This is a genomic window from Gilliamella sp. B3482, from assembly GCF_026536805.1.
In the GTDB taxonomy this organism is placed as follows: Bacteria; Pseudomonadota; Gammaproteobacteria; order Enterobacterales; family Orbaceae; genus Gilliamella; species Gilliamella apicola_E.
Genome location: NZ_JAFNNL010000001.1, coordinates 344,523 through 369,821, shown reverse-complemented (window position 1 = coordinate 369,821; position 25,299 = coordinate 344,523). Strand labels below are relative to the sequence as shown.

18 protein-coding genes and 1 CRISPR repeat array are annotated in these 25,299 nt (G+C 35.8%); of the genes, 17 read left to right on the top strand and 1 reads right to left on the bottom strand.

What is annotated here, in order from left to right; translation table 11 throughout:
- The first annotated feature begins 75 nt into the window (after nucleotides 1-75).
- The 14 genes from prmB to J3U18_RS01650 all read left to right on the top strand — a co-directional run bounded on the left by prmB (nucleotide 76) and on the right by J3U18_RS01650 (nucleotide 19,513).
- Complete coding sequence (gene prmB, locus J3U18_RS01715) at nucleotides 76-969, top strand: 50S ribosomal protein L3 N(5)-glutamine methyltransferase (RefSeq protein WP_267352758.1); 894 nt, start codon at nucleotides 76-78, stop codon at nucleotides 967-969.
- 35 nt (nucleotides 970-1,004) lie between these two features.
- The gene (aroC, locus tag J3U18_RS01710; RefSeq protein ID WP_267352757.1) at nucleotides 1,005-2,072 is read left to right on the top strand and encodes a chorismate synthase; all 1,068 of its coding nucleotides are present in this window, start codon (nucleotides 1,005-1,007) and stop codon (nucleotides 2,070-2,072) included.
- 2 nt (nucleotides 2,073-2,074) lie between these two features.
- The gene (locus J3U18_RS01705) at nucleotides 2,075-2,830 is read left to right on the top strand and encodes a TSUP family transporter (protein WP_267329556.1); all 756 of its coding nucleotides are present in this window, start codon (nucleotides 2,075-2,077) and stop codon (nucleotides 2,828-2,830) included.
- Nucleotides 2,831-3,118: 288 nt separating this feature from the next.
- Entirely contained in the window at nucleotides 3,119-4,072 is a 954-nt protein-coding gene (gene cas1f, locus J3U18_RS01700; protein WP_416380369.1) for a type I-F CRISPR-associated endonuclease Cas1f, read from the top strand.
- Nucleotides 4,069-7,398, top strand: coding sequence for a type I-F CRISPR-associated helicase Cas3f (cas3f, locus tag J3U18_RS01695; RefSeq protein WP_267352755.1), 3,330 nt, complete (start codon nucleotides 4,069-4,071; stop codon nucleotides 7,396-7,398). The genes cas1f and cas3f overlap by 4 nt, the downstream gene beginning before the upstream one ends.
- 388 nt (nucleotides 7,399-7,786) lie before the next feature.
- The gene (gene csy1, locus J3U18_RS01690; protein ID WP_267352754.1) at nucleotides 7,787-9,163 is read left to right on the top strand and encodes a type I-F CRISPR-associated protein Csy1; all 1,377 of its coding nucleotides are present in this window, start codon (nucleotides 7,787-7,789) and stop codon (nucleotides 9,161-9,163) included.
- Complete coding sequence (gene csy2, locus J3U18_RS01685; protein ID WP_267352753.1) at nucleotides 9,163-10,080, top strand: type I-F CRISPR-associated protein Csy2; 918 nt, start codon at nucleotides 9,163-9,165, stop codon at nucleotides 10,078-10,080. The genes csy1 and csy2 overlap by 1 nt, the downstream gene beginning before the upstream one ends.
- Nucleotides 10,081-10,113: 33 nt before the next feature.
- Entirely contained in the window at nucleotides 10,114-11,124 is a 1,011-nt protein-coding gene (gene csy3 / locus J3U18_RS01680; RefSeq protein WP_267352752.1) for a type I-F CRISPR-associated protein Csy3, read from the top strand.
- Nucleotides 11,125-11,129: 5 nt separating this feature from the next.
- Entirely contained in the window at nucleotides 11,130-11,693 is a 564-nt protein-coding gene (gene cas6f, locus J3U18_RS01675) for a type I-F CRISPR-associated endoribonuclease Cas6/Csy4 (protein ID WP_267352751.1), read from the top strand.
- Between the two features lie 346 nt (nucleotides 11,694-12,039).
- Nucleotides 12,040-12,548: direct repeats of the CRISPR family, unit length 28 nt; unit sequence CTTTACAGCTGCATAAGTTGTTTAGAAA.
- 203 nt (nucleotides 12,549-12,751) lie between these two features.
- On the top strand, nucleotides 12,752-13,675 hold the full coding sequence (locus J3U18_RS01670) for a LysR family transcriptional regulator (protein ID WP_065562201.1): 924 nt from the start codon (nucleotides 12,752-12,754) through the stop codon (nucleotides 13,673-13,675).
- Nucleotides 13,676-13,821: 146 nt separating this feature from the next.
- A complete protein-coding gene (gene rpsO, locus J3U18_RS01665) occupies nucleotides 13,822-14,091 on the top strand; it encodes a 30S ribosomal protein S15 (RefSeq protein WP_065562200.1) in 270 nt (89 codons plus the stop codon).
- Between the two features lie 317 nt (nucleotides 14,092-14,408).
- Nucleotides 14,409-16,523, top strand: coding sequence for a polyribonucleotide nucleotidyltransferase (pnp, locus tag J3U18_RS01660; RefSeq protein ID WP_065562199.1), 2,115 nt, complete (start codon nucleotides 14,409-14,411; stop codon nucleotides 16,521-16,523).
- Between the two features lie 25 nt (nucleotides 16,524-16,548).
- The gene (gene nlpI, locus J3U18_RS01655; RefSeq protein ID WP_267352750.1) at nucleotides 16,549-17,400 is read left to right on the top strand and encodes a lipoprotein NlpI; all 852 of its coding nucleotides are present in this window, start codon (nucleotides 16,549-16,551) and stop codon (nucleotides 17,398-17,400) included.
- 352 nt (nucleotides 17,401-17,752) lie between these two features.
- A complete protein-coding gene (locus J3U18_RS01650) occupies nucleotides 17,753-19,513 on the top strand; it encodes a DEAD/DEAH family ATP-dependent RNA helicase (protein ID WP_267352749.1) in 1,761 nt (586 codons plus the stop codon).
- 29 nt (nucleotides 19,514-19,542) lie between these two features.
- Here the strand turns inward: J3U18_RS01650 and J3U18_RS01645 are convergent, their stop codons facing one another.
- A complete protein-coding gene (locus tag J3U18_RS01645; protein WP_267352748.1) occupies nucleotides 19,543-20,940 on the bottom strand; it encodes an MFS transporter in 1,398 nt (465 codons plus the stop codon).
- A 146-nt stretch (nucleotides 20,941-21,086) separates the two neighbouring features.
- Between J3U18_RS01645 and J3U18_RS01640 the strand changes: the two genes are divergently transcribed.
- From J3U18_RS01640 to recB, 3 genes are read left to right on the top strand one after another with little or no spacing between them, the layout of a single operon-like run.
- Nucleotides 21,087-21,383, top strand: coding sequence for a YfcZ/YiiS family protein (locus J3U18_RS01640; RefSeq protein ID WP_065562196.1), 297 nt, complete (start codon nucleotides 21,087-21,089; stop codon nucleotides 21,381-21,383).
- Nucleotides 21,384-21,408: 25 nt separating this feature from the next.
- Complete coding sequence (sixA, locus tag J3U18_RS01635) at nucleotides 21,409-21,852, top strand: phosphohistidine phosphatase SixA (RefSeq protein WP_267352747.1); 444 nt, start codon at nucleotides 21,409-21,411, stop codon at nucleotides 21,850-21,852.
- The gene (gene recB, locus J3U18_RS01630; RefSeq protein ID WP_267352746.1) at nucleotides 21,831-25,286 is read left to right on the top strand and encodes an exodeoxyribonuclease V subunit beta; all 3,456 of its coding nucleotides are present in this window, start codon (nucleotides 21,831-21,833) and stop codon (nucleotides 25,284-25,286) included. The genes sixA and recB overlap by 22 nt, the downstream gene beginning before the upstream one ends.
- Nucleotides 25,287-25,299 lie beyond the last annotated feature (13 nt).

The following is a 25,299-nucleotide window of genomic DNA, read 5'->3' as shown; positions in this document are numbered from 1 at the left end:
TACTGGTGACATATTCGCACAAGGTTAATGACCTGACGAGTAACCTCATCTTCTCCTTGATCTTCCGGAGTTAATATGGAAAATTTACGCACCGTTCAGGATTATATACGCTGGACCACGTCACAACTTAGTCAATCAGATATCTTTCTAGGGCATGGAACAGATAATCCTATAGATGAAGCTAAACAACTTATCTTAGCAACGTTAGGCTTATCATTATTTATTCCCCCTGAGTTTTATGCATCAAATCTAACTAGCGATGAAAAACAACAATTGAATGCGATCATCAATAAGCGAATTACTGATCGCTTACCAACACCTTACTTAACCAATCAAGCATGGTTTTGTGGTCACTGCTTTTATGTTGATGAAAGAGTATTAATACCTCGCTCTCCGATAGGCGAATTGATTAACAATCAATTTAAAGACTTAATTATTAGTCAACCAAAGAAAATCTTAGATCTTTGTACCGGTAGTGGCTGTATTGGGATTGCCTGTGCTTATGCCTTCCCTGAGGCGCAAGTTGATATTACCGATATCTCACTTGAAGCTCTTGATGTTGCTCAAACCAATGTTGAAATGCACGATATGCAATATCAAGTCACCCCAATTCTATCTGATCTGTTTAATGGATTACCTGATAACAAATATGACTTAATCGTCAGTAATCCGCCTTATGTCGATGATGAAGACATGAATGATCTTCCAGATGAATTTTTATATGAACCAAAATTGGCGCTTGAAGCTGGGCTTGATGGGTTAGATTTAGTGAAAAGAATTTTACATGATGCAAGTAACTATTTAACACCAGAAGGCTTATTAATTTGCGAAGTCGGCAACAGCTGGGTATCTTTACAAGAACAGTATCCAGACGTACCATTTAACTGGATAACTTTTGAACATGGTGGACTTGGTGTATTTTCACTGACCTATAATGCCCTAAAAGCTTATCAAAACTATTTTAAATAAATTAAATATAAAAAATAAAATCGGAATAGAGAACTATGGCAGGAAATTCAATTGGTAAATTATTTAAAGTCACTACCTTTGGTGAATCACATGGCATTGCATTAGGATGCATTGTCGATGGTGTACCACCAGGACTGAGTTTAAACGAATCCGATATGCAACATGACCTTGATCGTCGTCGCCCAGGATCATCTCGCTACACAACTCAGCGTCGCGAAGCGGATCAAGTAAAAATTCTTTCAGGTGTATTTGAAGGGGTAACTACAGGAACCAGCATTGGATTACTTATTGAAAATACTGACCAACGTTCGCAAGATTATAGCAAAATAAAAGATATCTTCAGACCTAGTCATGCTGACTACACCTACCAAAAAAAATACGGAATTCGTGATTATCGTGGTGGCGGTCGATCATCAGCTCGTGAAACCGCCATGCGAGTTGCTGCAGGTGCTATTGCTAAAAAATATTTACATGAAAAACTGGGTATCACTATTCGCGGCTATTTAGCTCAAATGGGTGATATCGAGTGCCAACTAAAAGATTGGCAACAAGTAGACCAAAATCCTTTCTTTTGCCCTGATGAAAGCAAATTGCAAGCTCTTGATGAATTACTAAGAAAACTAAAAAAAGAGGGTGATTCTATCGGTGCTAAAGTTTGTATAGTGGCTGAGCATATGCCAGTAGGGTTAGGAGAACCAGTCTTTGACAAACTCGACGCCGATCTTGCCCATGCCCTAATGAGCATCAATGCCGTCAAAGGCGTTGAAATAGGCGACGGATTTGCTACTGTCAACAAACGCGGAAGTGAAAATCGTGATGAAATTACCCCTGAAGGTTTTTTATCTAATCATGCTGGCGGTATTTTAGGCGGTATTAGCTCCGGGCAAACCATTTTGGCAAGTATTGCTTTAAAACCTACGCCAAGTATTGAAATTGCCGGGCAGTCGATTAATGTTTATGGTGATAGCGTTGAAGTATCGACGCATGGTCGACATGATCCTTGTGTGGGGATCCGAGCAGTACCAATTGCTGAAGCAATGGTTGCAATTGTTTTAATGGATCATTATCTTCGACATCGAGCACAATGTAGTGATGTAAAATAATCATGAGTTACGAATTACTGGCTTTACTTTTTTTTATAGCTATGTTGGCTGGTTTTATTGATTCTATCGCTGGTGGCGGTGGGCTATTAACAGTACCGGCACTTTTGGCGGTAGGCTTACCGCCAGCCAGCGCTTTAGCCACCAATAAATTACAAAGTACTGGGGGATCTTTTTCTGCCAGCCTTTACTTTATTCGTGAACGCATGGTTGATTTAAAACAGCAAAAATTCGCAATTACCTGTGCCTTTATTGGCTCGGCGCTTGGCACATTATCCGTCATGCATATACAAGCTGACTTCTTAAAATTACTCTTACCGATCTTAACTATTAGTGTTGGGCTCTATTTCTTACTCTCCCCGACCATTGGGGAAAATGACCGTAAAAGTCGCCTAACCATAATCCAATTCGCCTTATTACCAGCATTAGCTATCGGATTTTATGACGGTTTTTTTGGGCCCGGAGCTGGCTCATTTTACGCAGTAGCCTATATCACCCTTGCCGGTTTTAATTTAACCAAAGCCACTGCACATACCAAAGTACTCAATTTTACCTCTAACTTAGCGGGCTTAATCTTTTTTATTGTTGGTGGAGAAGTGGTATGGTCAATTGGTCTGGTTATGCTTGTTGGTCAATTTATTGGCGCAAGATTAGGGGCAAAAATGGTTATCGCCAAAGGGCGAAAATTGATAAGGCCAATGCTAATTACCGTTTCTACTATTATGAGTATCAAACTCATCTATGAAAACTTCTTCTCTTAGAGAATAAAAAGATAATTACGATTAATTACAAAACCCCGCTCCTGAAAATTTTTTGAGGAGCGGGGTTTTTGCGTTTTAAAATGCCCTGATTTTAATGACTGGAATTGTCATTGTATTTTATTTAAACAATGATCATCTTAAATTGGTTAATAATTTATCATCTTATAATTAATCAAACGATTTGTTGAAGTATCTTTTATAAAAATTGTTATTTAAAAAAGCTCGTTTTTTACATAAAACAGTGTTAATTTGTCATTATGTAAAAATTGAATTTATTTTCTTATAATCATGGATTTGATTCACTCTTCTGATCTTAAAACCATTTTACATTCCAAGCGTGCTAATCTTTATTATTTAGAACACTGCCGGGTTTTAGTCAATGGTGGTCGAGTTGAGTATGTCACCGATCAAGGGCAGCAATCATTGTATTGGAACATTCCGATAGCTAACACCACCTGCATTTTGCTTGGTACCGGTACATCATTAACGCAAGCTGCTGTCCGTGAACTTTCAAGAGCCGGGGTAATGATTGGATTTTGTGGTGGTGGCGGAACACCACTGTTTGCTTCGACCGAATCAGAGTTTGCTTGTCAATTTTTTTCACCTCAAAGTGAGTATCGTGCAACTGAATACTTACAAAGTTGGTGCCAATTTTGGTTTGATGATCAGCGCCGATTACAAGCCGCTAAAATGTTACAACAGCATCGACTTAACATCATTCAATCGAGTTGGTTAGAATTTGATTGGACAGTAGATCAAAATCAATTAACTAACATTATCAACGATGCCAGAGAACAGTTTGATACGGCTAAAAATAGTCAATCTCTGTTAACAGCAGAAGGACGATTTAGCAAAAGATTGTATGCAATGGCAAATCAATTAACGTTGCAAGATGACAAATTTACAAGAGAGCATGCAACTCGAGGTAAAAGCCATGATCCTGCTAATCAATTTTTAGATCATGGTAATTATTTAGCTTATGGTTTAGGTGCTACGGCTTGTTGGGTATTGGGTTTGCCACATGGTTTAGCTATTTTACATGGCAAAACTCGACGTGGCGGCTTAGTTTTTGATGCTGCTGATATTATTAAAGATGGCATGGTTTTACCTCAAGCTTTTATATCTGCTATGCAAGGTGATGATGAGAAAACATTTCGTCAATCTTGTATTTCACAATTCGCGCAATTAGGCGCGCTCGATATGATTATTGATACGTTAAAACAAATAGCGGATAAAACATGAATATTTTACTTGTTAGCCAATGCAAAAAAAGAGCATTAACAGAAACCCGCCGAATCATCGATCAATTTGCTGAGCGTTGTGGTGAACGAACTTGGCAAACGCCGATAACTTCAGCCGGTTTACAAACGCTTTATAAATTATTACGAAAAACCGCTCGAAAAAATACTGCTGTTGCTTGCTACTGGACACATGGAAAAAATCTGACTGATCTCCTTTGGATTGTCGGGGATAAAAGCCAATTTAACCAGCAAGGACGAGTGCCGACTAATCGTACAAAACGAGATATTTTACGAAGTGATAACGAAAACTCTTGGCAACATGCTATATCCATACAACTTATTGCAACTATTGCTGCATTATTGCATGATTTAGGTAAAGCAACAGTTGGTTTTCAAGATAAATTACGCAAAGCTTCAATAACTGGAGATCCATATCGACATGAGTGGATTTCATTACAGTTATTTTTACTGATGATTCACGATTGTACTATCAATCAAGAGGTACTAACACGTTTAGCTAATTTTGCCGATTATCAACAGCAAAAACCAGATTGGTATTTGAAATTATCGAAGATAGAAAAATGTGATCTTTCTCAATTGCCATTATTTGCACAATGGATTGGTTGGTTAATTGTATCGCATCATCGAATGCCTTTCTTAAGGCCTATTAAATACAAAGATTGTCAAGAAAAACAAAAAGATGACTTTGATATTTCTCAGCTAACAACAAAAAGCTTTTTTAAAACATTTAAAGCTGTTGAAAATTGGGTTAAAAATAGCAATAGTCAACACCCATTCCCTGAGCACTTTTGGCAATTGAAAAGTGATATCACCTTAAGTCAAACTTGGCTAAAAAAATTAAGTCGCTATGCAAGTAAAGCATTTAATTACGCCCCTTTAATGCAACTCACAGAAGTTGATACATTATTATTGCACCTATCCCGATTAAGCCTTATGGTTGCAGATCATAACTATTCTAGTTTATCATCTTATGATGAAGAAGCAGATGAAGATACTACAATACTTATTGCTAATACCAATAAAGGTCAAAAAGCGAAACAACGATTAGATGATCATCTAATTGGTGTTGCTAATCTTACAGCAAGGTTTGCTCGTCTATTACCCAAATTCAGTACAGAATTACCAGCAATCAATCAGCATAAACCATTTACCAAACGAACAACAAATAAACGTTTTCAATGGCAAAACCATGCTTTTGATTTGTCCAGAAGTTATCAACAATTAAGTGATAATAACGGTTTTTTTGGCGTTAATATGGCATCTACCGGTTGTGGGAAAACCTTAGCTAATGGGCGTATTATGTATGCGTTGTCAAACCCCCAACGTGGAGTACGTTTTACCATTGCCTTAGGTTTAAGGGTGTTGACGCTACAAACCGGCAATGCATTACGTGAAAGATTGCATTTGACCGATGAACATTTGGCTATTTTAGTTGGTGGCAAAGCAATCCAAACCTTATTTGATTTAGAAAATCAAAATAAAACTTCGGACAAAAAACAAAAAGCTAATCTAGATAGCCTTGGTTGTGAGTCGATAGAATCATTAGTTGATGAATTTATTGATGTGGCAGAAAGCGGTATTGCTGATAATGAATTAGGTACGATTATCGAAAATAGTAAAGCTCGTAAATTGATTTATACGCCAATTGTCACATGTACTGTTGATCATCTGATGCAAGCGAGCGAATGTATTCGAGGTGGCAAATATATTGCACCTACTTTAAGACTGCTTACTTCTGATTTAATTTTAGATGAACCTGATGATTTTGATCAGCAAGATTTACCTGCTTTAGCAAGATTAGTTCATTTAGCTGGCCTTTATGGTAGTAAAGTACTTCTTTCATCGGCTACTTTAACGCCTGATTTAATTGTTGGCTTGTTTGATGCCTATCAAGCCGGAAGGAAAATATTTAATCAAAATAATGGAAAACATGATAGTAGCATTGTCTGCGGGTGGTTTGATGAATATCAACAATCAATTGAACAAATATTAGATACTAATAATTTTAGAGATCATCATAATCAATTTGTTGAACAAAGAGTAAAAAAACTTGAAAAAGGAGTTTGTCGTCGTCAAGGGCAGATTTTGGAATTATTAAATTATTCATTAGATAAAAAAGAAAATTTAGATCAGGGATATGCTTTATTGGCAAAACAGTTACTAGAACAAGCCTACCACTTTCATTTAGATCATCATCAACAAGATGAAAAATCAAGCAAGAAAATCAGTATAGGTTTAATGCGCTTTGCGCATATAGATGATGTAATGTTGCTGACTAAACAATTCTATAATCAAACCGAGTTACCGGCAGATGTAAAATTTCATTTGGTAGTCTATCATGCTAGACAATTATTATTGTTACGTAGCCAATTAGAGGAAAAGCTGGATAGAATATTAAACCGGAGTGATCCTAACCAATTATTTGAACAACCTGAAATCCGTACCGCTATAGCAAACAGTGATAAAAAGAATCAAATTTTTATTGTAATAGGTACTCCAGTTACTGAAGTTGGGCGTGATCATGATTATGATTGGGCAATTATAGAGCCATCTTCAATGCGTTCAATTATTCAATTAGTCGGCCGAGTATGGCGCCACAGACCAGAAAAAATAGCCCAAAAAGCTAATGTGGCTATATTAGGTAGCAATTTAAAATCGATAAAGTATGGAAATAATTTAGGTATTCATAATCCTTGTTTCACAAAGCCAGGTTTTGAACAAAAATCACTTTTTTTATTAAAAACGCATAAAACTGACCAATTGATAACATCCGATGAATTAATGAATATTAATGCTGTTCCCCGTATTATCTCAGATAATCAAAATGAGTTAACTCTTGCTGGATTAGAACATTATGTTATGGCTAACTTGTTTCCAGTTAATGCTCAAAAATGTAATTATGTCACTAGCTATTGGCAACCCAATTTAGCTCATCATCATTGTGCTCACCTTCAATTAATTTCGCCATTTAGAATGCAAGAACAATCACAAGATGAATATATTTGCCAATTAGATGAAGAAGGCGAACATCAATTTAGTTATGCTGAAATAGCTTGGCAAACACCAAATGAACTCAGTTGTGATCTGCAAAATAATAATTTTATCTATCAAAATTGGCAATTTGATAATCCGTTGATACAGCCTTGGTTAACCAATACTGTTGAACAAGCGCTTGCGCAAATAGCTGAATATATTCCGTATAAAAATCATTATCGATTGGCCAATGAATTTTGTACTGTCAACTTAAATAGCGAAACACGATGGCGCTTCCACCCTTATTTTGGTTTTTACAAAGACAGCTATTGAGAACAAAGGTAATTATTTAAGTTATCTCCATGCTAGTAATGACTAAGTATTTACTTTATACTTGCTTGCTCTGCCGTGTAGGTAGTTTATAAAGTATTCCGATTAAATGTAATCGCTTTAATTAACCGCCGTATAGGCGGTTCAAAAATTAATATTTATTTTTTTAAATCTTTATATTTTTTAATATGTTATTGGTAAGGCATTAAATAACATCCGTATTCCGATTAAATAAATTTGATTTTTTGTTTTTTTCATATATAGTTACTATTGTTAATATATTTTATATTAAATTGTATCGTTCAAATTAGATATTATTCCTTATATCTAAAAAATTTTAAATATAAAACCGATAATCGAAATAGAGTAAAAATGTGTACAAGGAGGGCCAATGAATAATATTTCTTGGCAAGATATTAGAAAGGGGATGACACATAGTCTTGCAACTATGTATAGTTCGGAATATGCAAATGAACTACTAAACCTAGAGAAAGCAATTTCTTTAGATGATAGCGCTGCAATTAACCTGATTAATATTAAAATTCAGGAGTTAACTAAACACTTTGAATTTGACACGTGGATTGAAAATTTTATTAGCCAAAAATTAGAAGGTGTTGCAGTTGTTACTCACTCCGCAAAGGGGATTCATTCGGGAATTAGAGATTGTAACATTAACTATAACTTACAAGCTAAACCTGAAAATTGTCAATTTGTCTCATCTGCCGCGCCTAATATTTTACCATTTGATTGTACTAATAACGCTGCTAGAGTTGGAAGTGTTTATGTTTTTCTTAATCAGATAGTTAAAGATGATATTACTGTATCACAACTCATTATTGATAATCACCCTGAAATTTTGCGCGCTTTATCAGATGATAACGAAATAGCGAATCATTATTTGCAATGTTTGGAAAAAGCAATTTTTGATGATTTCCAGAAACCTAACGCTTCGCAACTCAATAAACAAATTTTTTGGCCAAATAGTGATGGTTCATATCTATCACATTCAGAACATAATTATCGCTTACTTATTCCACTGTATCCTAATTCACTTTGTTATCTAGTTTATGAAAAGATCCAAAGACGATATTCGCAAGAGAATAAAAAAGCCCGTGAATTGCGAAAAACCAAAGATGTTGAACATCAATCTTATTTTTCTTTTAAAGATTTAGCTATATTAAAACTTGGAGGAACTAAACCTCTTAATGTAAGTAAATTAGTTCAATCGCAAAATGGTAAAAATTATCTATTACCTTCAATGCCGCCTAAATTTATAAAATCCAGATATCCATCAATAAGTATTAGTCAAGAAACGATTTTTAATAATGCCCTCCAATATTTTTGTCGATTTGGTTTTCGTTTACTATTCGATATGGTTGTCGAACCTAAAAATGTTGTTGAAGAACGAAATAATCGCAAAGAGGCTGTCTCGATAATTTTAACATTGTTGCTTAAATTTGCTAGGCATATTCAAACCACCTTGCCTACTGGTTGGAGTCGTGATTATTCATTACCAATGTCACAAAAACTCTGGCTTGATCCGAATCGGGCTAAACTTGAAGGTGAAGATTCCTTCAAGCTTCAATACGAGCTAGGTAATTGGCTAGTCGAGTTAGAGCTTGATTTCGCTTCGTGGATTCAAAATGCACTGAAAGAAAAGTTCAAAAACGGTAATAAACATTTTTCCGATGCTGAATATCGTGAGTGGCGTCGAGAATTTTGTGCAGTAGTTAAAGCAAGTAAGCGCAATAAAGAGGGGATTTTCTAATGGCATCGTTACGTTATTATTTATTTTTTGATCATGTCATAATCCATAATGCTAATACCATATCGAGCCCATTAACTTATGGATTTCCAGCAATATCAGGATTTTTAGGTGCAATTCATGCTTTAAATCGAAAAATTGAATCAGATACACCTATTTATCTAGATGGCGTATTGATCGCTTGCCATGAATGTGACCCACAGATCTATCGTCCTAACGCTTTTAGCGATTATACTTTTCGATTAACTCGTAACCCACTCGGTAAAAATGGCGATACACGTTCAATTATTGAAGAAGGGCGTGTACATCTAGATGTTTCTTTGGTTGTTGAAGTAAAAATAGAAGATCGCGAAACACTTGATGATGCTGATGATAAAAAAAGATTTATTGAACAAATAACGAAAAAGTTTTATCAACAGCGTATTGCCGGTGGTCAAGTTATTGATATTGAATCTGTAGGCTTATTTTCAGCCTCAGAATCTCACGATGATTTAATTAAAGCATTATTACCTGCTTTTGTCTTGGTTGAAGCGCAGCAAGATTTACATGAAATTACCGCCGAGCTACAGAAACATGATCCTGATGCAACTATGCTTGATGCTTTAGTTGAAATGGCCATGTTGCATCATCAACCTCAAGAAAAAGATCATTGGCAAACTAGGTCGGTCAAACAAGGTAGAGGATGGTTAGTTCCGATACCCATTGGTTATCAAGCTATTTCCCCTCTGTTTGAGCAAGGAAAGGTAGAACATGCACGTAATAATGAACATCCAGCACAATTTGTTGAGTGTATTTATGGATTAGGCAAGTGGGTTTTTCCACTAAAGTTACAAGATAACTTCTCACAAGCGTTTTGGCATTATAATTGCAGTGAACTGCAATCCAATGGCGCAGATATTTATATTATTAATCAAGATTAATTAAACAAGGTTAGCATTAAAAAGGAATTAATTATGAGTAAAGATAAAATCACTACCGCATCAGTATTAGCATTTGAACGTAGTTTAGATATTTCCGACGCTATTTTTGCCCAGCAAAATAGCCAGGATGACAAAAAATTAACCCCTGTGCGACTATCACAAAAATCAGTACGAGGTACTATTTCAAATCGGCTTAAAAATGCGACAGCAAATGATCCAGCTAAATTAGACACTGAAATTCAAAAACCTAATTTACAAACTGTAGATGTAGCAGCACTGGATGCGGATAAAGATACCCTAGTGGTTAAATGGAGTTGCAAAGTATTACCTTTTTTAGGGGCGCCATCAGTTTGTAATGATATTAATTACCAAGATGAGTTAACAAAAATTACGCAAAGCTATATTAAATCAGTAGGGATGAAAACATTAGCTAAACGCTATGCTATCAACATACTAAACGGCCGTTGGTTATGGCGTAACCGTATGGCTGCGGAGCAAATCAGTATTGCAATCTATCGTAAAGATAATGATAAGCCAATTATTGAAATTAATGATATTAAACAATATCAACTTAATTCATTTGATTATGATGATAAATCGGTAAATGAGCTTACTTCTCTTATTGAAGCAGGGCTTTTAGGCAAAGAGTTTGTTATTTTCAATATTCAAGCCAAATTAAAAATGGGACTTGGGCAAGAAGTTTATCCATCACAAGAATTAATATTGGATACCGGTAAAGAAAAGAGCAAAGTTCTCTATGAAAAAAATGAACAAGCCGCTATGCACTCGCAAAAAATCAGCAATGCTATTCGAACCATTGACACTTGGTATGATGAAAAAGCTGAGTTTCCGATTGCCATCGAAACTTATGGTGCCGTAACTACTATGGGACATGCTTTTAGACAACCAAAGCAAAAACAAGATTTTTACACCTTATTTGATAACTGGGTACTAAAAGGGGAAAAGCCATCACTTGAACAACAACATTATGTCATAGCAGTACTGATTCGCGGTGGTGTATTTGGTGCAAGTGGTAAGGAGTAATTATTATGCTCACTCACTATTTTGAACTAAGAGCAATCCCACAACTTGAGATAACCGAAACAGAAGTGATTAATCAAGTTATGCAATCACTTCATCAAGTTTTGGTTAATCATCAAGGTAATATTGCGGTCAGTTTTCCTTGTTATAATGTTAATCGCACATTAGGCGGAATTATTCGATTATTTGGTGATGAAGCACAGTTACAACAATTTAAAACTGTCTTGCAGACTGTGGTTAGTGATTATACTATCGCCTTACCAATAACCCCAGTTCCAACTAATATTAAAGGTTACCTACGTTTAATTCGCGTCAATCCTAAAGGGCAAAGCGCTTTAAGACGAGCTGAAAAACGTTTAACTGCACAAGGTAAATGGTCAGATGAAGTAAAAAATAAAATGATTGAAAAATGGAGTAGCGTTCAATTAAATTATCCACATCTTCATTTCACCAGCAAAAGCACTGGTCAAGACTTTATCATGTGGTTAAGACAAGAAAAATGTACAACACCTGTGCAGGGTGAATTTAATAGTTATGGACTAAGCAAAATAGCAACCATCCCTGATTTTTAATTAAGTATTAAGGGCATTATCATATTGCCCTTAAATCTTTTTATAATGCTCAGTAAGATAAGCTTCTAATTTTTTTGAAGAAAGCTTTTTCAAATCCAAAAAATACCTTGGTATGTTGCTGTAAATTTACTTTAAGCTAAAAAGTTTTTTGGGCTGTTTCACAGCAAAAAAGTTGAGGAATGGGATTTTGTGGAGTTCAAAATACAAACTTTAATAACCCTTTTTTTTAACTAAAAATAAAATCATTAAAAATCAACGCATTGTAAAAACGTTAAAAAAAGGGTTTTGAAAACTAAAATTACCCTTTGTCTTTTTATAAACGATTTTTATAGTATGTAAGGTTCTACTTTACAGCTGCATAAGTTGTTTAGAAACGCTGGGATATCGCCAATATTTTTCACGGTTGACTTTACAGCTGCATAAGTTGTTTAGAAAGTACCTGAAAAGCGCGAAAAACGAGCGCAACACTTTACAGCTGCATAAGTTGTTTAGAAAATGTAACCAAGTATTAGGTTTTAAACGATCAGCTTTACAGCTGCATAAGTTGTTTAGAAAATTTGAGTTTACACGCTTATTAGTTACTGTTTCTTTACAGCTGCATAAGTTGTTTAGAAACTTGGCTTCTAACGTAATGCAAACATCTTTGACTTTACAGCTGCATAAGTTGTTTAGAAAGCAATCAATTGGGTGCACGAGAGGCCATGGTTCTTTACAGCTGCATAAGTTGTTTAGAAAACGTGATAACGATATCGCCGTCTTTCGGTTTTCTTTACAGCTGCATAAGTTGTTTAGAAAATGTGCGCTCACGACCGACATATACATTAAAACTTTACAGCTGCATAAGCCGTTTATAAACCCTATCAATGGCGAATTAGAACACAATAAAATCTTATGAAAGCGAAGCCTAAAAAGTTGAGGAACGGGGTTTTTGAAACTTAAAAATACGTCGATTAATCCTGCAAACAAGCTATTTTCCTTTTTCTGTACAATTATACTTACAATGTTTATAGTAGCGTATATTCTGAATTAATATTGGTTTTTAGGTCACACACAATATTATGAAACTTCAACAATTACGTTACATTTTAGAAATAGCTCGCTCAGGCTCGATTAATGAGGCTGCTAAGAATCTTTATATTACTCAGCCTAGTCTTTCCACTGCGGTTAAGGATTTGGAAGCCGAATTCGGTATCGAGATTTTTGTAAGAACATCAAAAGGGGTTTCACTTTCGGCTGATGGGGTGGAATTTTTGGGGTATGCTAAGCAGGTTTTAGATCAAGCTCAGTTGTTGGAGCAACATTTTTCAAAAAAAGAACCCTCTAAGCAGTTATGCAGTATTTCAACGCAACACTATGCGTTTGCAGTTAATGCGTTTGTTAATTTAATCAAGAAGAATCATACAGATGAATATGAGTTTACCTTACGTGAAACACGGACTTACGACATTATTACTGATGTTGCCAATTTGCGTAGTGAAGTGGGTATTTTGTATCTGACTGATTTTAATCAAAAGGTGATTTTGCGACTGCTTAAAGAGCATCGCCTTACTTTTAATCCTTTGTTCGAAGCCGATCCTCATGTGTTTATTAGCACCCATCATCCTTTAGCTGCTATGAAGTCGTTGACGCTTGAAGATTTGGAGGATTTTCCATATCTCTCTTTTGAACAGGGTGAATATAACTCTTTTTATTTTTCGGAAGAGATTTTAAGTACCGTCTATCATAAGAAAAGTATTCATGTAAGTGATAGAGCGACGTTGTTTAATTTATTGCATGGGTTAAATGGTTATACAATTAGTACTGGCGTGCTCAGTACTGATTTGAATGGTTCGGATATTTTGTCTATTCCTTTAGCTGTTGATGAGAAGATTTTAATCGGTTGGATAACTTCGCAAAAAGCGCAATTAAGTTTGTCGGCGCAAAATTATATTGAAGCGTTGAAAAAGCTTATCCAAGAAGAATATGGTTTTAAACTTAAATAAGCGTTTTAAATTACTAAATCAAATTGCTATTTCAATAAATTCCAGTATAATTGCGCACAATTCATGTATTGATTATATGAATACCGAGGAATGTCTGAATTAGAGATCGGTCATTCCATTTTTTTATTTATTTTAAGAGGTTTATTATGTCTCTAACTGTAGAAGCAAAAGCGAAAATCGTTGCTGAATATGGTCGTGGTACTAACGACACTGGTTCAACTGAAGTTCAAGTCGCTCTTTTAACTGCGCGTATTAATGATTTACAAGGTCATTTTTCTGAGCATAAGAAAGATCACCATAGCCGTCGTGGTTTATTACGTATGGTTTCTAGCCGTCGTAAATTATTAGATTATTTACGTCGTACAGACTTTGACCGTTATAACCAGTTGATTCAAAAACTAGGTTTACGTCGCTAATATTTATCTACTTGAAAAGAGGCTTAGGCCTCTTTTTCGTTGTATAAATTTAGGGCTTTGCTATAATGCTGAGCTCGAAAAGCATGTTTAATTGCTTTGTAGAGAAAAATTAATAAAAATAGAAGATTATGTCTCATGTTTCGCGCGACTAATGAGAGCTCTATAATTTATAGATTTGTCATTAGTCGTGACAGTGAAATAATCTTTTGTTGAGTATCCCCCACATGGTTGAAGTGTGTATCAATATGTTCCAGCATTGCGCTGCTTCCTGTCGAAATATCAAACTTCAACATGATTTATAACAAGAGGAATTTATTTTGTTTAATCCGACATATCAAAAATTTCAATATGGTCGTCATACAGTTACATTAGAAACGGGTATTATGGCGCGTCAAGCAACAGCTGCGGTTATGGTCAATATGGACGATACTGCGGTTTTTGTGACTGTAGTAGCTAATAAGAAAGTGAAAGAAGGGCAAGACTTCTTTCCTTTAACCGTTAACTATCAAGAACGTACTTATGCAGCAGGCCGTATTCCAGGTGGTTTCTTTAAACGAGAAGGTCGTCCGAGCGAAGGCGAAACGTTAATTGCTCGTTTAATTGACCGTCCACTTCGTCCTTTATTCCCAGAAGGTTTTGTTAATGAGATTCAAATCATTGCAACTGTGGTGTCTGTAAATCCAGATGTTAGCCCTGATTTGGTGGCGATGATTGGTGCATCGGCTGCGCTTTGTTTATCTGGCGTACCGTTCCATGGTCCAATTGGCGCAGCACGTGTTGGTTTTATCAATGATGAGTTTGTGCTAAATCCATCAGTTAAAGAGCTAGCATCAAGCCGTTTAGATTTGGTTGTTGCAGGTACCAAAAGTGCCGTGTTAATGGTTGAATCAGAAGCTGATTTGTTAACAGAAGATCAGATGTTAGCTGCGGTGGTTTTTGGTCATGATCAACAACAAGTTGTTATTGATAATATTAATGAGTTTGTAGCTAAAGCGAACTGTGAAAAATGGGATTGGGTTGCACCAGCTAAAAATGAAGAGCTGTTTAATGCTGTTTCTGACTTAGCTAAAGCTCGTTTAGGTGAGGCTTATCGTATCACTGAAAAACAAGCTCGTTATGCACAAATCGATTTGATTAAAGAAGAAGTGTTAGCGGTACTTAAAGAGAAAGACGAAGAGCTTGATGAAAACGAAGTTATCAATATTATTGTTGATTTAGAAAGTCAAATCGTTCGTCAACGTGTTATCGCTGGTGAGCCACGTATTGATGGTCGCGAAAAAGATATGATTCGTGCGCTTGATATTCGTACCAATGTATTGCCAAGAACGCATGGCAGTGCTTTATTTACACGTGGTGAAACTCAAGCACTAGTGACAGCAACTTTGGGGACTGAACGTGACGCTCAGATTATTGATGAGTTAACTGGTGAGTATACTGAGCGATTCTTATTACACTACAACTTCCCTCCATACTCAGTAGGTGAAACTGGCATGGTTGGTTCGCCAAAACGTCGTGAAATTGGTCATGGTCGTTTAGCTAAGCGTGGTGTTGCTGCTGTAATGCCAAGTAAAGAAGAGTTCCCATATACTGTTCGTGTGGTTTCAGAGATTACTGAATCTAATGGTTCTTCTTCAATGGCTTCAGTTTGTGGTGCTTCATTAGCGCTCATGGATGCAGGTGTGCCAATTAAGTCTTCTGTTGCAGGTATCGCAATGGGGCTTGTGAAAGAAGGCGATAACTTTGTGGTGTTATCTGATATTTTAGGTGATGAAGATCATCTAGGTGATATGGACTTCAAAGTAGCTGGTACCCGTGAAGGTGTGAGTGCACTTCAAATGGATATCAAAATTGAAGGTATCACTAAAGAAATTATGCAAGTTGCATTAAATCAAGCTAAAGGTGCTCGTTTGCATATTTTAGGGGTGATGGAACAAGCAATTAATAAACCTCGTCAGGAAATTTCTGAATTTGCTCCTCGTATCTATACGATGAATGTTAATCCAGATAAAATACGCGATATTATCGGTAAAGGTGGTGCTACGATTCGTGCACTAACTGAAGAGACTGGTACTACCATTGAAATTACTGATGATGGTACAGTTAAAATTGCGGCAACTGATGGCAATAAGGCTAAAGATGCAATCGAACGTATTAATAATTTAGTTGCTGATGTTGAAATTGGTAAAATCTATACTGGTAAGGTAACCCGTATTGTTGATTTCGGTGCTTTTGTATCAATTATTGGTGGTAAAGAGGGACTTGTTCATGTTTCTCAAATTGCTGATCACCGTGTTGAGAAAGTTGCAGACTACTTGAAAGTAGGTCAAGAAGTGAATGTTAAAGTACTTGAAATTGATCGCCAAGGTCGAATTCGTTTAAGTATGAAAGATGCTGTTGAGCCGAATTCTGATGTTGAGCCAGCAGCTGAATAAGATATTATTCACCAGGAGTTAAAAAATGAGATTATTCAACCTGAGGATGTTGTGCTGTATTCTTGCAGTCATTATTTTGTCAGGTTGTTCAAATTCTCAGCCGTTACTTGTTGCTCCTGAGCAAGTTACCTATGACGATGAATTGAAAATAGCGCAAATTAGTCAGCAGTTATCAAGTCGCGATCTTGATACCTCATCTAGGATGCAGCTTATTTTTGAACGAGGAATTATTTACGATTCATTAGGTTTTAAAGCATTTGCACAAAGCGATTTTAACCATCTTTTAAGCTTTAACCCAGAAATTCCAGATGTATATAATTTTCTGGGTACTTATGCGTTAAGAGACGGTGATTTCGATAATGCGATGATGGCTTTTAATACAACATTAGAGCTGGATTCATCTTATGCTTATGCCTATTTCAATCGTGCAGTAACTCTGTATCGTACAGGGCATTATCAAGCTGCAAAGCTTGATGCAGAAAAATTTTATAAATATGATGTCAATGAGCCTATTCGGATTTTATGGCTTTATTTGATTGAAAAAGAAATAGATAAACAAGCTGCCTTAACTCAGCTACAAAAACGTTACGATCTTATTAACGATAAATCGAGTTATGGCAGTAATATCATTGCATTTTATTTAGGTAAGATAAGCGAATCTAAATTAATGCAAAACCTTCAACAAGGTGTTGAAAATGATCGGCAATTAGCCGAGCGCCTTTGTGAAGCTTACTTTTATTTAGGTAAATATTACCAAAGTAAAGGTAACAGTGAGCGTGCCAAAATGTTATTTAAATATGCTTTAGCAAATAATATTTATAACTTTGTTGAACATCAACAGGCGCTCTATGAAATTAAGTTACTTGACGAAAAGTAACAAGGGTCATGCCAGTTTAAAAGTGAAAATATTGTTATAGCGTAGTTCTGATTTGCCCAAAATATATTCTCGATTCTTTACATGTTTCTTATCAATTGTATTTTTTCAAATATCAATTGCATTAGAATAAATGGCTATTTGATTGAGTAAGTATTGGTTGTCAGTTATTGGGGTGAGTTGTAAATTTTCAATTTAGTGAGCTGGCATAAATTTATATAGGCTTCTTTATTTTGGTATAGTCATAATTTGTGATGTATGCAGTAATCCTCATGAATTATCTTGATTAATAACGATCAAATGTAATCCTAACCAAATATTAAGCGTATATAGGCAAATTTATAAGCGAGTTTACATGACAAAAGAAATATCTTTTATTGACCTTGGTTTATCTGAGGAAATCCTTAATGCATTAAATGATCTTGGTTTTACCAAACCATCACCAATCCAAGCTGAATGTATTCCCTTACTCTTAGAGGGTAATGATGTATTAGGTATGGCTCAAACAGGTAGTGGTAAGACTGCAGCCTTTTCAATCCCTTTTTTAATGAATATTGATGCTAATTTGAAAGCGCCACAATTATTGGTTTTAGCACCAACACGTGAGCTAGCTATTCAAGTTGCTGATGCTTGTGCTGAGTATTCTAAATATGTAAAAGGGGTTAATGTATTAGCTCTTTATGGTGGTCAACGTTATGATGTGCAATTGCGTGCATTAAAACAAGGTCCTCAAATTGTTGTGGGGACGCCTGGTCGTTTATTAGATCATTTAAACCGTAAGACTTTAGATCTTTCTAATCTTAAAGGTTTAGTATTAGATGAAGCTGATGAAATGCTAAGAATGGGCTTTATTGATGATGTTGAAAGCATTATGGCTTCAATTCCAGAGGATCATCAAACGGCGCTGTTTTCAGCAACTATGCCAGCCCCAATTCGTCGTATTACTAAACGTTTTATGCATAATCCAAAAGAAGTGCAAATCAAAGGGACTAATCAAACGGCTCCCGATATTGATCAAAGCTATTGGTTAGTACGCGGTATGCGTAAGAATGAAGCAATTGTGCGCTTCTTAGAAGCTGAAGATTTTGATGCTGCGATTGTTTTTGTGCGTACTAAAACTGCAACTTTAGAAGTAGCAGAAGTATTAGAAAAACATGGTTATAGTTGTGCAGCCTTAAATGGTGATATGACGCAACAACTACGAGAACAAACACTCGATCGTTTACGTAATGGTCGGTTAGATATTTTAATTGCAACCGATGTTGCAGCGCGAGGGTTAGATGTTGAGCGTATTAGCTTAGTAATTAACTATGATATTACACTTGATTCTGAATCGTATGTTCATCGTATCGGACGAACTGGACGCGCTGGACGAGCAGGGCGAGCGATTTTGTTTGTGGATAGTCGTGAGCGTCGTTTGCTTAAAAATATTGAGCAAACTATCAAGAAACCCATTCCGGAAGTGGCACTACCATCTAAAGAATTACTTGAAAAACGTCGTTTGGCTAAATTTACTCAGCAAGTTCAACAACAACTTGAGAGTGCGGATTTAGATCAGTATCAATCGTTATTAACTCAAATCCAAGCTGATAGTGGTGCAGATCTTGAAACGATTGCAACTGCACTGTTACGTTTAGCACAAAGTGATCGTCCGTTAATTCTTCCTCCTGATCCGGTCTTTAAACCAACAAAAGAATATCGTGATGGTCGAAGTGGTGAGCGTCGTTTACGAGGCGATAATCGTGAGTCTCCAAAACGTCGTGAGCGTCGAGATGTTGGCGAGATGGATATGTATCGTATTGAAATTGGTAAAGAAAACGGTGTTGAAGTGCGCCATATTGTTGGTGCAATTGCCAATGAAGCTGATATTAGTAGTCGCTATATTGGTAATATCAAACTTTACGAGACTTATTCAACAGTAGAATTACCAAAAGGTATGCCTAAAGATATCCTTAAGCACTTTGAGCGCGTTAGAGTGCTAAATCAACCGATGAAAATGAGTTTAGTTACAGGTAAACCATCTGAAGCTAAGCGTGGAAGTAGAAGTAGTAAACCTGAGTCTAAGGATAAAGGTTTTGCGAAAAAACGGGGTCGCCCATCAGCACCTAAGTTTTAGAACTTTAATTCATCTTAAACCTCTGCATCTTATGGCAGAGGTTTTTTTTCATTTAAATTGTTGCCAGCATTTTTGGGTAACGTGATAAAATCAATCATCGCCAATAAAGTCATTCCTGCCACCATAAATAATGCTAACCGAAAATCTTCAATCATTATCTGATTATGTTCATTATAGCTTGAGGCAATAAATAGAAATAAGGCACTTAAAACAATGCCTAGCACGTTGTTTAGTTGTTGAAAAAGGGTTGATAAAATATTAGCGCTTTGCATTTCGTTTTTTTCAATTTCTGAAAAACTTAAGGTTGTTATTGTAGTAAATTGGATCGAACGTGCACCACCAGAAAAGAATAGAACCAATATAATCCAAATGATTGGTGTTTTTGGTGTGAAGAGCGCACACAATACAAAACTAAATGATAATAATAGACCATTAACGATTAGAATTTTACGAAACCCAAACTTGTGAATTAAAGGTGTATTAATGGTTTTGAAAATGATATTTCCTGCGAATAGTGAAAGTAATAAGGAACCAGCTGTTAATGGTGACCATCCAAAACCGACTTGAAACATTAGTGGTAAAATAAATGGAGCACTGTTTAAACCCATCCGTATTAGTGATCCTCCAAAGAAGGTCATTCTAAATGTGCGTTTTGAAAATGCGTATAGGCTAATTAATGGGTATTGTGTATGCGTGAGATGATAATAGGCGAAGATTAATATTAGGCAACCTGCAAAGGAAGTGCCGAGAGCTAGCCATAAACGACTATTTGAGTGGGAAACCATTTCAAGTCCATACACAAACAATAATAAGCCTAAGCCACAAGCGATAAATCCAACAATATCAAATGAGCGTTTTTCAGGTAGTTCTTTAGGTAATAGGTGATGAGCGAAAAATAATGCAATAAAGCCTAATGGAATATTGGGGATAAATATCCAATGCCAAGTGAGATATTGGGCAAAGAATCCACCAATAATTGGTCCCATCAATGGTGCAATTAAACCTGGCCAAACGAGAATTGATATTGTGCTAACAAGATGCTGTTTTTCAGTTCGACTTAGTACTACTGTTCTACCTACTGGCACCATTAATGATCCCCCTAAACCTTGAATCAATCTTGCGATAGTAAACATGGTTAGGTTAGTCGATAAAGCACACAATATTGATGCCAACATAAATAATATAATTGAAATCGAGAAGACACGATAAGCTGTAAATCGATTTGCGATCCAGCCACTCGCGGGAAGGCCAATTGTAAGTGCTAACATATAGGCGCTAATACCGATAGATAAATCTTGTGGATTAGTTAAAAATGATTTCGCCATTGCGGGAATTGCTGTGGTTATCACCGTAGCGTCTAGATTTTCCATGAAGAAGGTTGCCGCTACTAAAATAGCCATTTTACGAACGTGATTATACTGTTCCATGATATTACAAATTAATTCAAAAATATAAAAATTAGGAACTAATATACGCTAAAAATTTTTGCCGTGGTAAAGCTTTTTTACATTTTGCCCTTGGTGTTTATTCAGAGTATACTAATATCAATTCAATCGGTGAACAGAGGTATAGGATGACAGATTCTCTAAATAAATGTAAAGCTAATGAAACACCAGCTTGTTGTTGTGTTGATGTCGGCACAATTATTGATAATGAAGATTGTAGTGCAGAATATGAAAATATTTTCACAACTGAATCAGAAGCAAAAGCAAAATTAGCCTCTTTGACACAAGCAGCTAAAGATGTTGAAACAGAACCTTGCGAAATCAATAGCAGCATCGATAAAGTAGAAAATGGCTATAAATTGACAGCTAAATTTACTTTCTGTTGTGGTGCAGAATGTATGATCTTCCAATTAAAATTACGTTAATTCCTGTTTTATGAAGATTTGTATTATGAGGCATGGTGAAGCAGGTTTTTCTGCTTCATCTGATGCAAGTCGATCATTGACTGATTTTGGTAGAAAACAAGCCAGTTTGGCTGGTATATGGCTTAATCAGCAAGATTTCAAATTTGATTTAGGGTTAGTTAGTCCTTATCTAAGAGCACAACAAACTTTCTCTGAATTGTCTTTATACTGCCACATACCTAAAGTTGAAACTGATAATTTTTTGGTGCCAGGTGGAAGTCCTTCCCATATTGCCGATTTATTAATGACACTTCCCGCTCGTGGGATCGAGAATGTAATTATTGTTTCCCATCTTCCTTTAGTTGGTTATTTGGTTAATGAATTATGTCCAGATGTTTCACCACCAATGTTTCCTACAGCTGCTATTGCTTGTGTTGAACTATCATCCAATGCGGCAGGAAAGTTAGAATGGTTTCATGTAGTGGGATAAAAAAACTTAATCTTTTTGATTTACCGTTAACAGGTCGAACGCTGATCGAAGCGTCGGCTGGGACGGGTAAAACCTATTCGCTCGCATTCATTTATCTCCGGTTATTACTTGGGATTGGTAAAAATAACTATCCTACACCGCTCGAGGTTAATCAAATTTTAGTTGTGACTTTTACAAAAGCTGCAACTCAAGAACTTAGATCGCGAATAAGACAAAATATCCAAGAACTGCGTTTAGGACTTTTACAAGGTCGTCATGAAGATCCTATCTATCAACAGCTAATTGATTTAGTTGAAGATACAGATGATGCTATCCAAAGACTAACTCAAGCTCAACAATCAATGGATGATGCAGCGATTTATACTATCCATGGTTTTTGTCAACGCATTTTAACTAGCCATGCTTTTGAATCTGGGGTACTGTTTGAGCAGACGCTAATTACTGATGAGCAAGACCTAAAGTTACAAGTTGTCCAAGATTTTTGGCGTCACTATTTTGTTCCGCTTGATAGAGCGTTAGTTTATTTAATTCTTGATTATTGGCAAGATCCAAAATCATTATTATCAGATATTAATCCTTATTTAAATTTTGAATTTGATCAATCGCAAGAAGAGAATTTTGACATTACTAAAAAGATCGAGCAGTTTTATCGAAAACATCTTGAGCAGATCGAATTGGTTAAAAAACTGTGGTTAGATTCTGTTGCAGATCTTCCTGAAATCATTGCTCGATCAGGAGTTAATAAACAATCTTATAATAACCGCTTTTTACCGAATTGGTTTGCTAAAGTGACTGCTTGGGCTCAATTACCCACCCAATCATTCAAAATACCTAGTGAATTAACTAAATTTAGCCAATCGATTTTAATTGAAAAAACTAAGCAAGATAAAGATCCTCCTGTTCATGTTGTTTTTGAAAAGATCGATTGGTTATGCAATAGTGTTATTGATTTACGTAGCGAAATTTTAATGGATATCGTTAGCGTCATTCAAAAAGGTATTTATGCGCAAAAAGTTAAACTTGGTAAGATGAGTTTTGACGATTTATTAAGCCAGTTAAATCGCGCCTTACGAGCTAGAAATGGAAAGCGATTAGCACAAAGTATTGCGCAAAAATATTGCGTGGCTTTGATTGATGAATTTCAAGATACTGATCCTGTGCAATATAAAATCTTTGATCGTATCTATGGTCGTTATCCTGAATCAACCGGTTTATTGTTTATTGGTGATCCGAAGCAAGCTATTTATAGTTTTCGTGGTGCGGATATTTTTACTTATTTAAAAGCGAAATTATCAACCGGTGAAAATAATTTTACTATGCAGGCTAATCATCGCTCCTCATCGTCTATGGTTGATGCAGTCAATGCACTATTTAGCAATCATGATAATCCTTTTATTTTTGAAAATATTTCTTTTTTTCCAATGGAAAGTGCTGAAAGAAATCAGCATAAAGGATTGATCATCAATCAACGTGAAGTTAATGCGTTAACAGGCTATTTATTACCAGATGAAGTTACCACAAAAACAGATTATCAAGAACATATTGCTAGCTGTTGCGCTAAGCAAATTGTGACTTGGTTGACAGATCCAACAATTTTGATAAAGGATAAAGATGAGCATCGTTCAATCACCACTGCTGATATTGCGATTTTAGTCCGAACTGGGCGCGAAGCCGAAATCATCCAACAAAAATTGGCTGCTTTTGGGGTTAAAAGCGTTTATTTATCCAATCGCAATAGCGTATTCCTATCTAAAGAAGCACAAGAGATTCTTTATCTATTACAAGCTGTTTTAATGCCCGAAAATGAAGCGGCTTTGCGTTTAGCTTTAATGACGACACTATTAGGGCAAACAATGGCAGAGCTGGAGCAAATTATCGATGATCAAGATAAATGGGAAGGGTTGATAGAGGAGTTCAAACAGTACCAGATTATTTGGCAATATTATGGTGTATTAGTAATGTTGCGGCGGATGATGAAAAAGCGTAAGTTAGCTGAAAATATCCTAGCTAGCCCAAATGGTGAACGTACATTAACTAACTTTATGCATTTAGGCGAATTGTTGCAAGAAGCCGCTGATGAACTAGATAGCCCACATGCTTTGGTTCGTTGGTTATCTAGGCAAATTGTCAGCCCTGACTCTAATATAGAAAATCATGAACAACGCTTAGAAAGCGATGAAAATTTAGTTAAAATTATCACAATTCATAAATCAAAAGGTTTAGAGTTTCCTATCGTATGGTTACCATTTGCTGCCCAATTTCGTAATTCAGATAGTCAGTTTTATCATGATAAAAATAATGATTATCAACCCACTTATGCTTGGTTACTAACCGATGATGTTAAACAACAAATTGAAGATGAACGTTTAGCTGAAGATCTACGATTACTTTATGTAGCAATGACGCGCTCAATCTATCATTGTAGTGTTGGCTTAGCATCATTGAAAAAGAGTCAATCAGCAATTGATTATTTATTAAAAGGCGAATTACGCTCGATAGGTAAGTTTGCTGATTTGGTTGAACTACAATTACCTATATTGGGGGAGCAATATACTGCCACAGAAGCGCCTAATATGTTACTGGCTGCTAATGAATTTAAACGTAAATTATCTAATAGTTGGCGAGTGACAAGCTATACCGAGTTACAAAAACATAACAATGGTTTTAATTCAGCTAGTGATTGGAGTGAGAGTCGTGTACCGCCAGATGCTTCTTTATTATCTGAGGTGCAATATGATATTCATCATTTTCCAAAAGGTGCTTATGTTGGTACATTGTTACATTCCATTATGGAAAATTTAACGCCAAGTAATGCCGATGAATTATGTACAACTACGATTAAAAAATTGGGTTTGGATGAACCTTGGTTAAGGGTACTAAATGATTGGCTTCAACAAGTATTAACAACTAAACTACATCAAGATTGTTCGACATTAGCCAGTATTTTAAATAGCAAATGCATTAATGAACTACAATTCTATTTTCCTATTCGCCATGCCGTGACTAGCTCGCAACTAGATAGTTTATGCAAACAATACGATGATTTATCTAAACAGTGTCCACCTTTAGATTTTGAAACGGTACAAGGCATGTTAAAGGGATTTATCGATTTAGTGTTTGAGTATCAAGGTAAATATTATATTGTTGACTATAAATCAAATTGGTTAGGTGATGGTATAGAGGCCTATACTGAGCAAGCATTAAATCAAGTAATGTGTGAGCATCGTTATGAATTGCAATATCAACTTTATTGTTTGGCGTTGCATCGATTTTTGCGAAGTCGTTTACCCGACTATCAATATGAAACTTATTTTGGTGGAGTTTACTATCTATTCTTACGAGGGCTTCCTGATAAAGGTATTTTTTACCATCTACCAAAACAAGAGTTTATTGAGAAACTTGATAAATTGTTTGATGGTGAGAATTTAGCTTAAATAAAAAGGCACA

What these genes read in the sequence shown, in the direction of transcription:
- prmB (WP_267352758.1), top strand. Translation starts at nt 76, where the DNA reads ATGGAAAATTTACGCACCGTTCAGGATTATATACGCTGGACCACGTCA.
- aroC (WP_267352757.1), top strand. Translation starts at nt 1,005, where the DNA reads ATGGCAGGAAATTCAATTGGTAAATTATTTAAAGTCACTACCTTTGGT.
- J3U18_RS01705 (WP_267329556.1), top strand. Translation starts at nt 2,075, where the DNA reads ATGAGTTACGAATTACTGGCTTTACTTTTTTTTATAGCTATGTTGGCT.
- cas1f (WP_416380369.1), top strand. Translation starts at nt 3,119, where the DNA reads ATGGATTTGATTCACTCTTCTGATCTTAAAACCATTTTACATTCCAAG.
- cas3f (WP_267352755.1), top strand. Translation starts at nt 4,069, where the DNA reads ATGAATATTTTACTTGTTAGCCAATGCAAAAAAAGAGCATTAACAGAA.
- csy1 (WP_267352754.1), top strand. Translation starts at nt 7,787, where the DNA reads ATGAATAATATTTCTTGGCAAGATATTAGAAAGGGGATGACACATAGT.
- csy2 (WP_267352753.1), top strand. Translation starts at nt 9,163, where the DNA reads ATGGCATCGTTACGTTATTATTTATTTTTTGATCATGTCATAATCCAT.
- csy3 (WP_267352752.1), top strand. Translation starts at nt 10,114, where the DNA reads ATGAGTAAAGATAAAATCACTACCGCATCAGTATTAGCATTTGAACGT.
- cas6f (WP_267352751.1), top strand. Translation starts at nt 11,130, where the DNA reads ATGCTCACTCACTATTTTGAACTAAGAGCAATCCCACAACTTGAGATA.
- J3U18_RS01670 (WP_065562201.1), top strand. Translation starts at nt 12,752, where the DNA reads ATGAAACTTCAACAATTACGTTACATTTTAGAAATAGCTCGCTCAGGC.
- rpsO (WP_065562200.1), top strand. Translation starts at nt 13,822, where the DNA reads ATGTCTCTAACTGTAGAAGCAAAAGCGAAAATCGTTGCTGAATATGGT.
- nlpI (WP_267352750.1), top strand. Translation starts at nt 16,549, where the DNA reads ATGAGATTATTCAACCTGAGGATGTTGTGCTGTATTCTTGCAGTCATT.
- J3U18_RS01650 (WP_267352749.1), top strand. Translation starts at nt 17,753, where the DNA reads ATGACAAAAGAAATATCTTTTATTGACCTTGGTTTATCTGAGGAAATC.
- J3U18_RS01645 (WP_267352748.1), bottom strand. Translation starts at nt 20,940, where the DNA reads ATGGAACAGTATAATCACGTTCGTAAAATGGCTATTTTAGTAGCGGCA.
- J3U18_RS01640 (WP_065562196.1), top strand. Translation starts at nt 21,087, where the DNA reads ATGACAGATTCTCTAAATAAATGTAAAGCTAATGAAACACCAGCTTGT.
- sixA (WP_267352747.1), top strand. Translation starts at nt 21,409, where the DNA reads ATGAGGCATGGTGAAGCAGGTTTTTCTGCTTCATCTGATGCAAGTCGA.
- recB (WP_267352746.1), top strand. Translation starts at nt 21,831, where the DNA reads ATGGTTTCATGTAGTGGGATAAAAAAACTTAATCTTTTTGATTTACCG.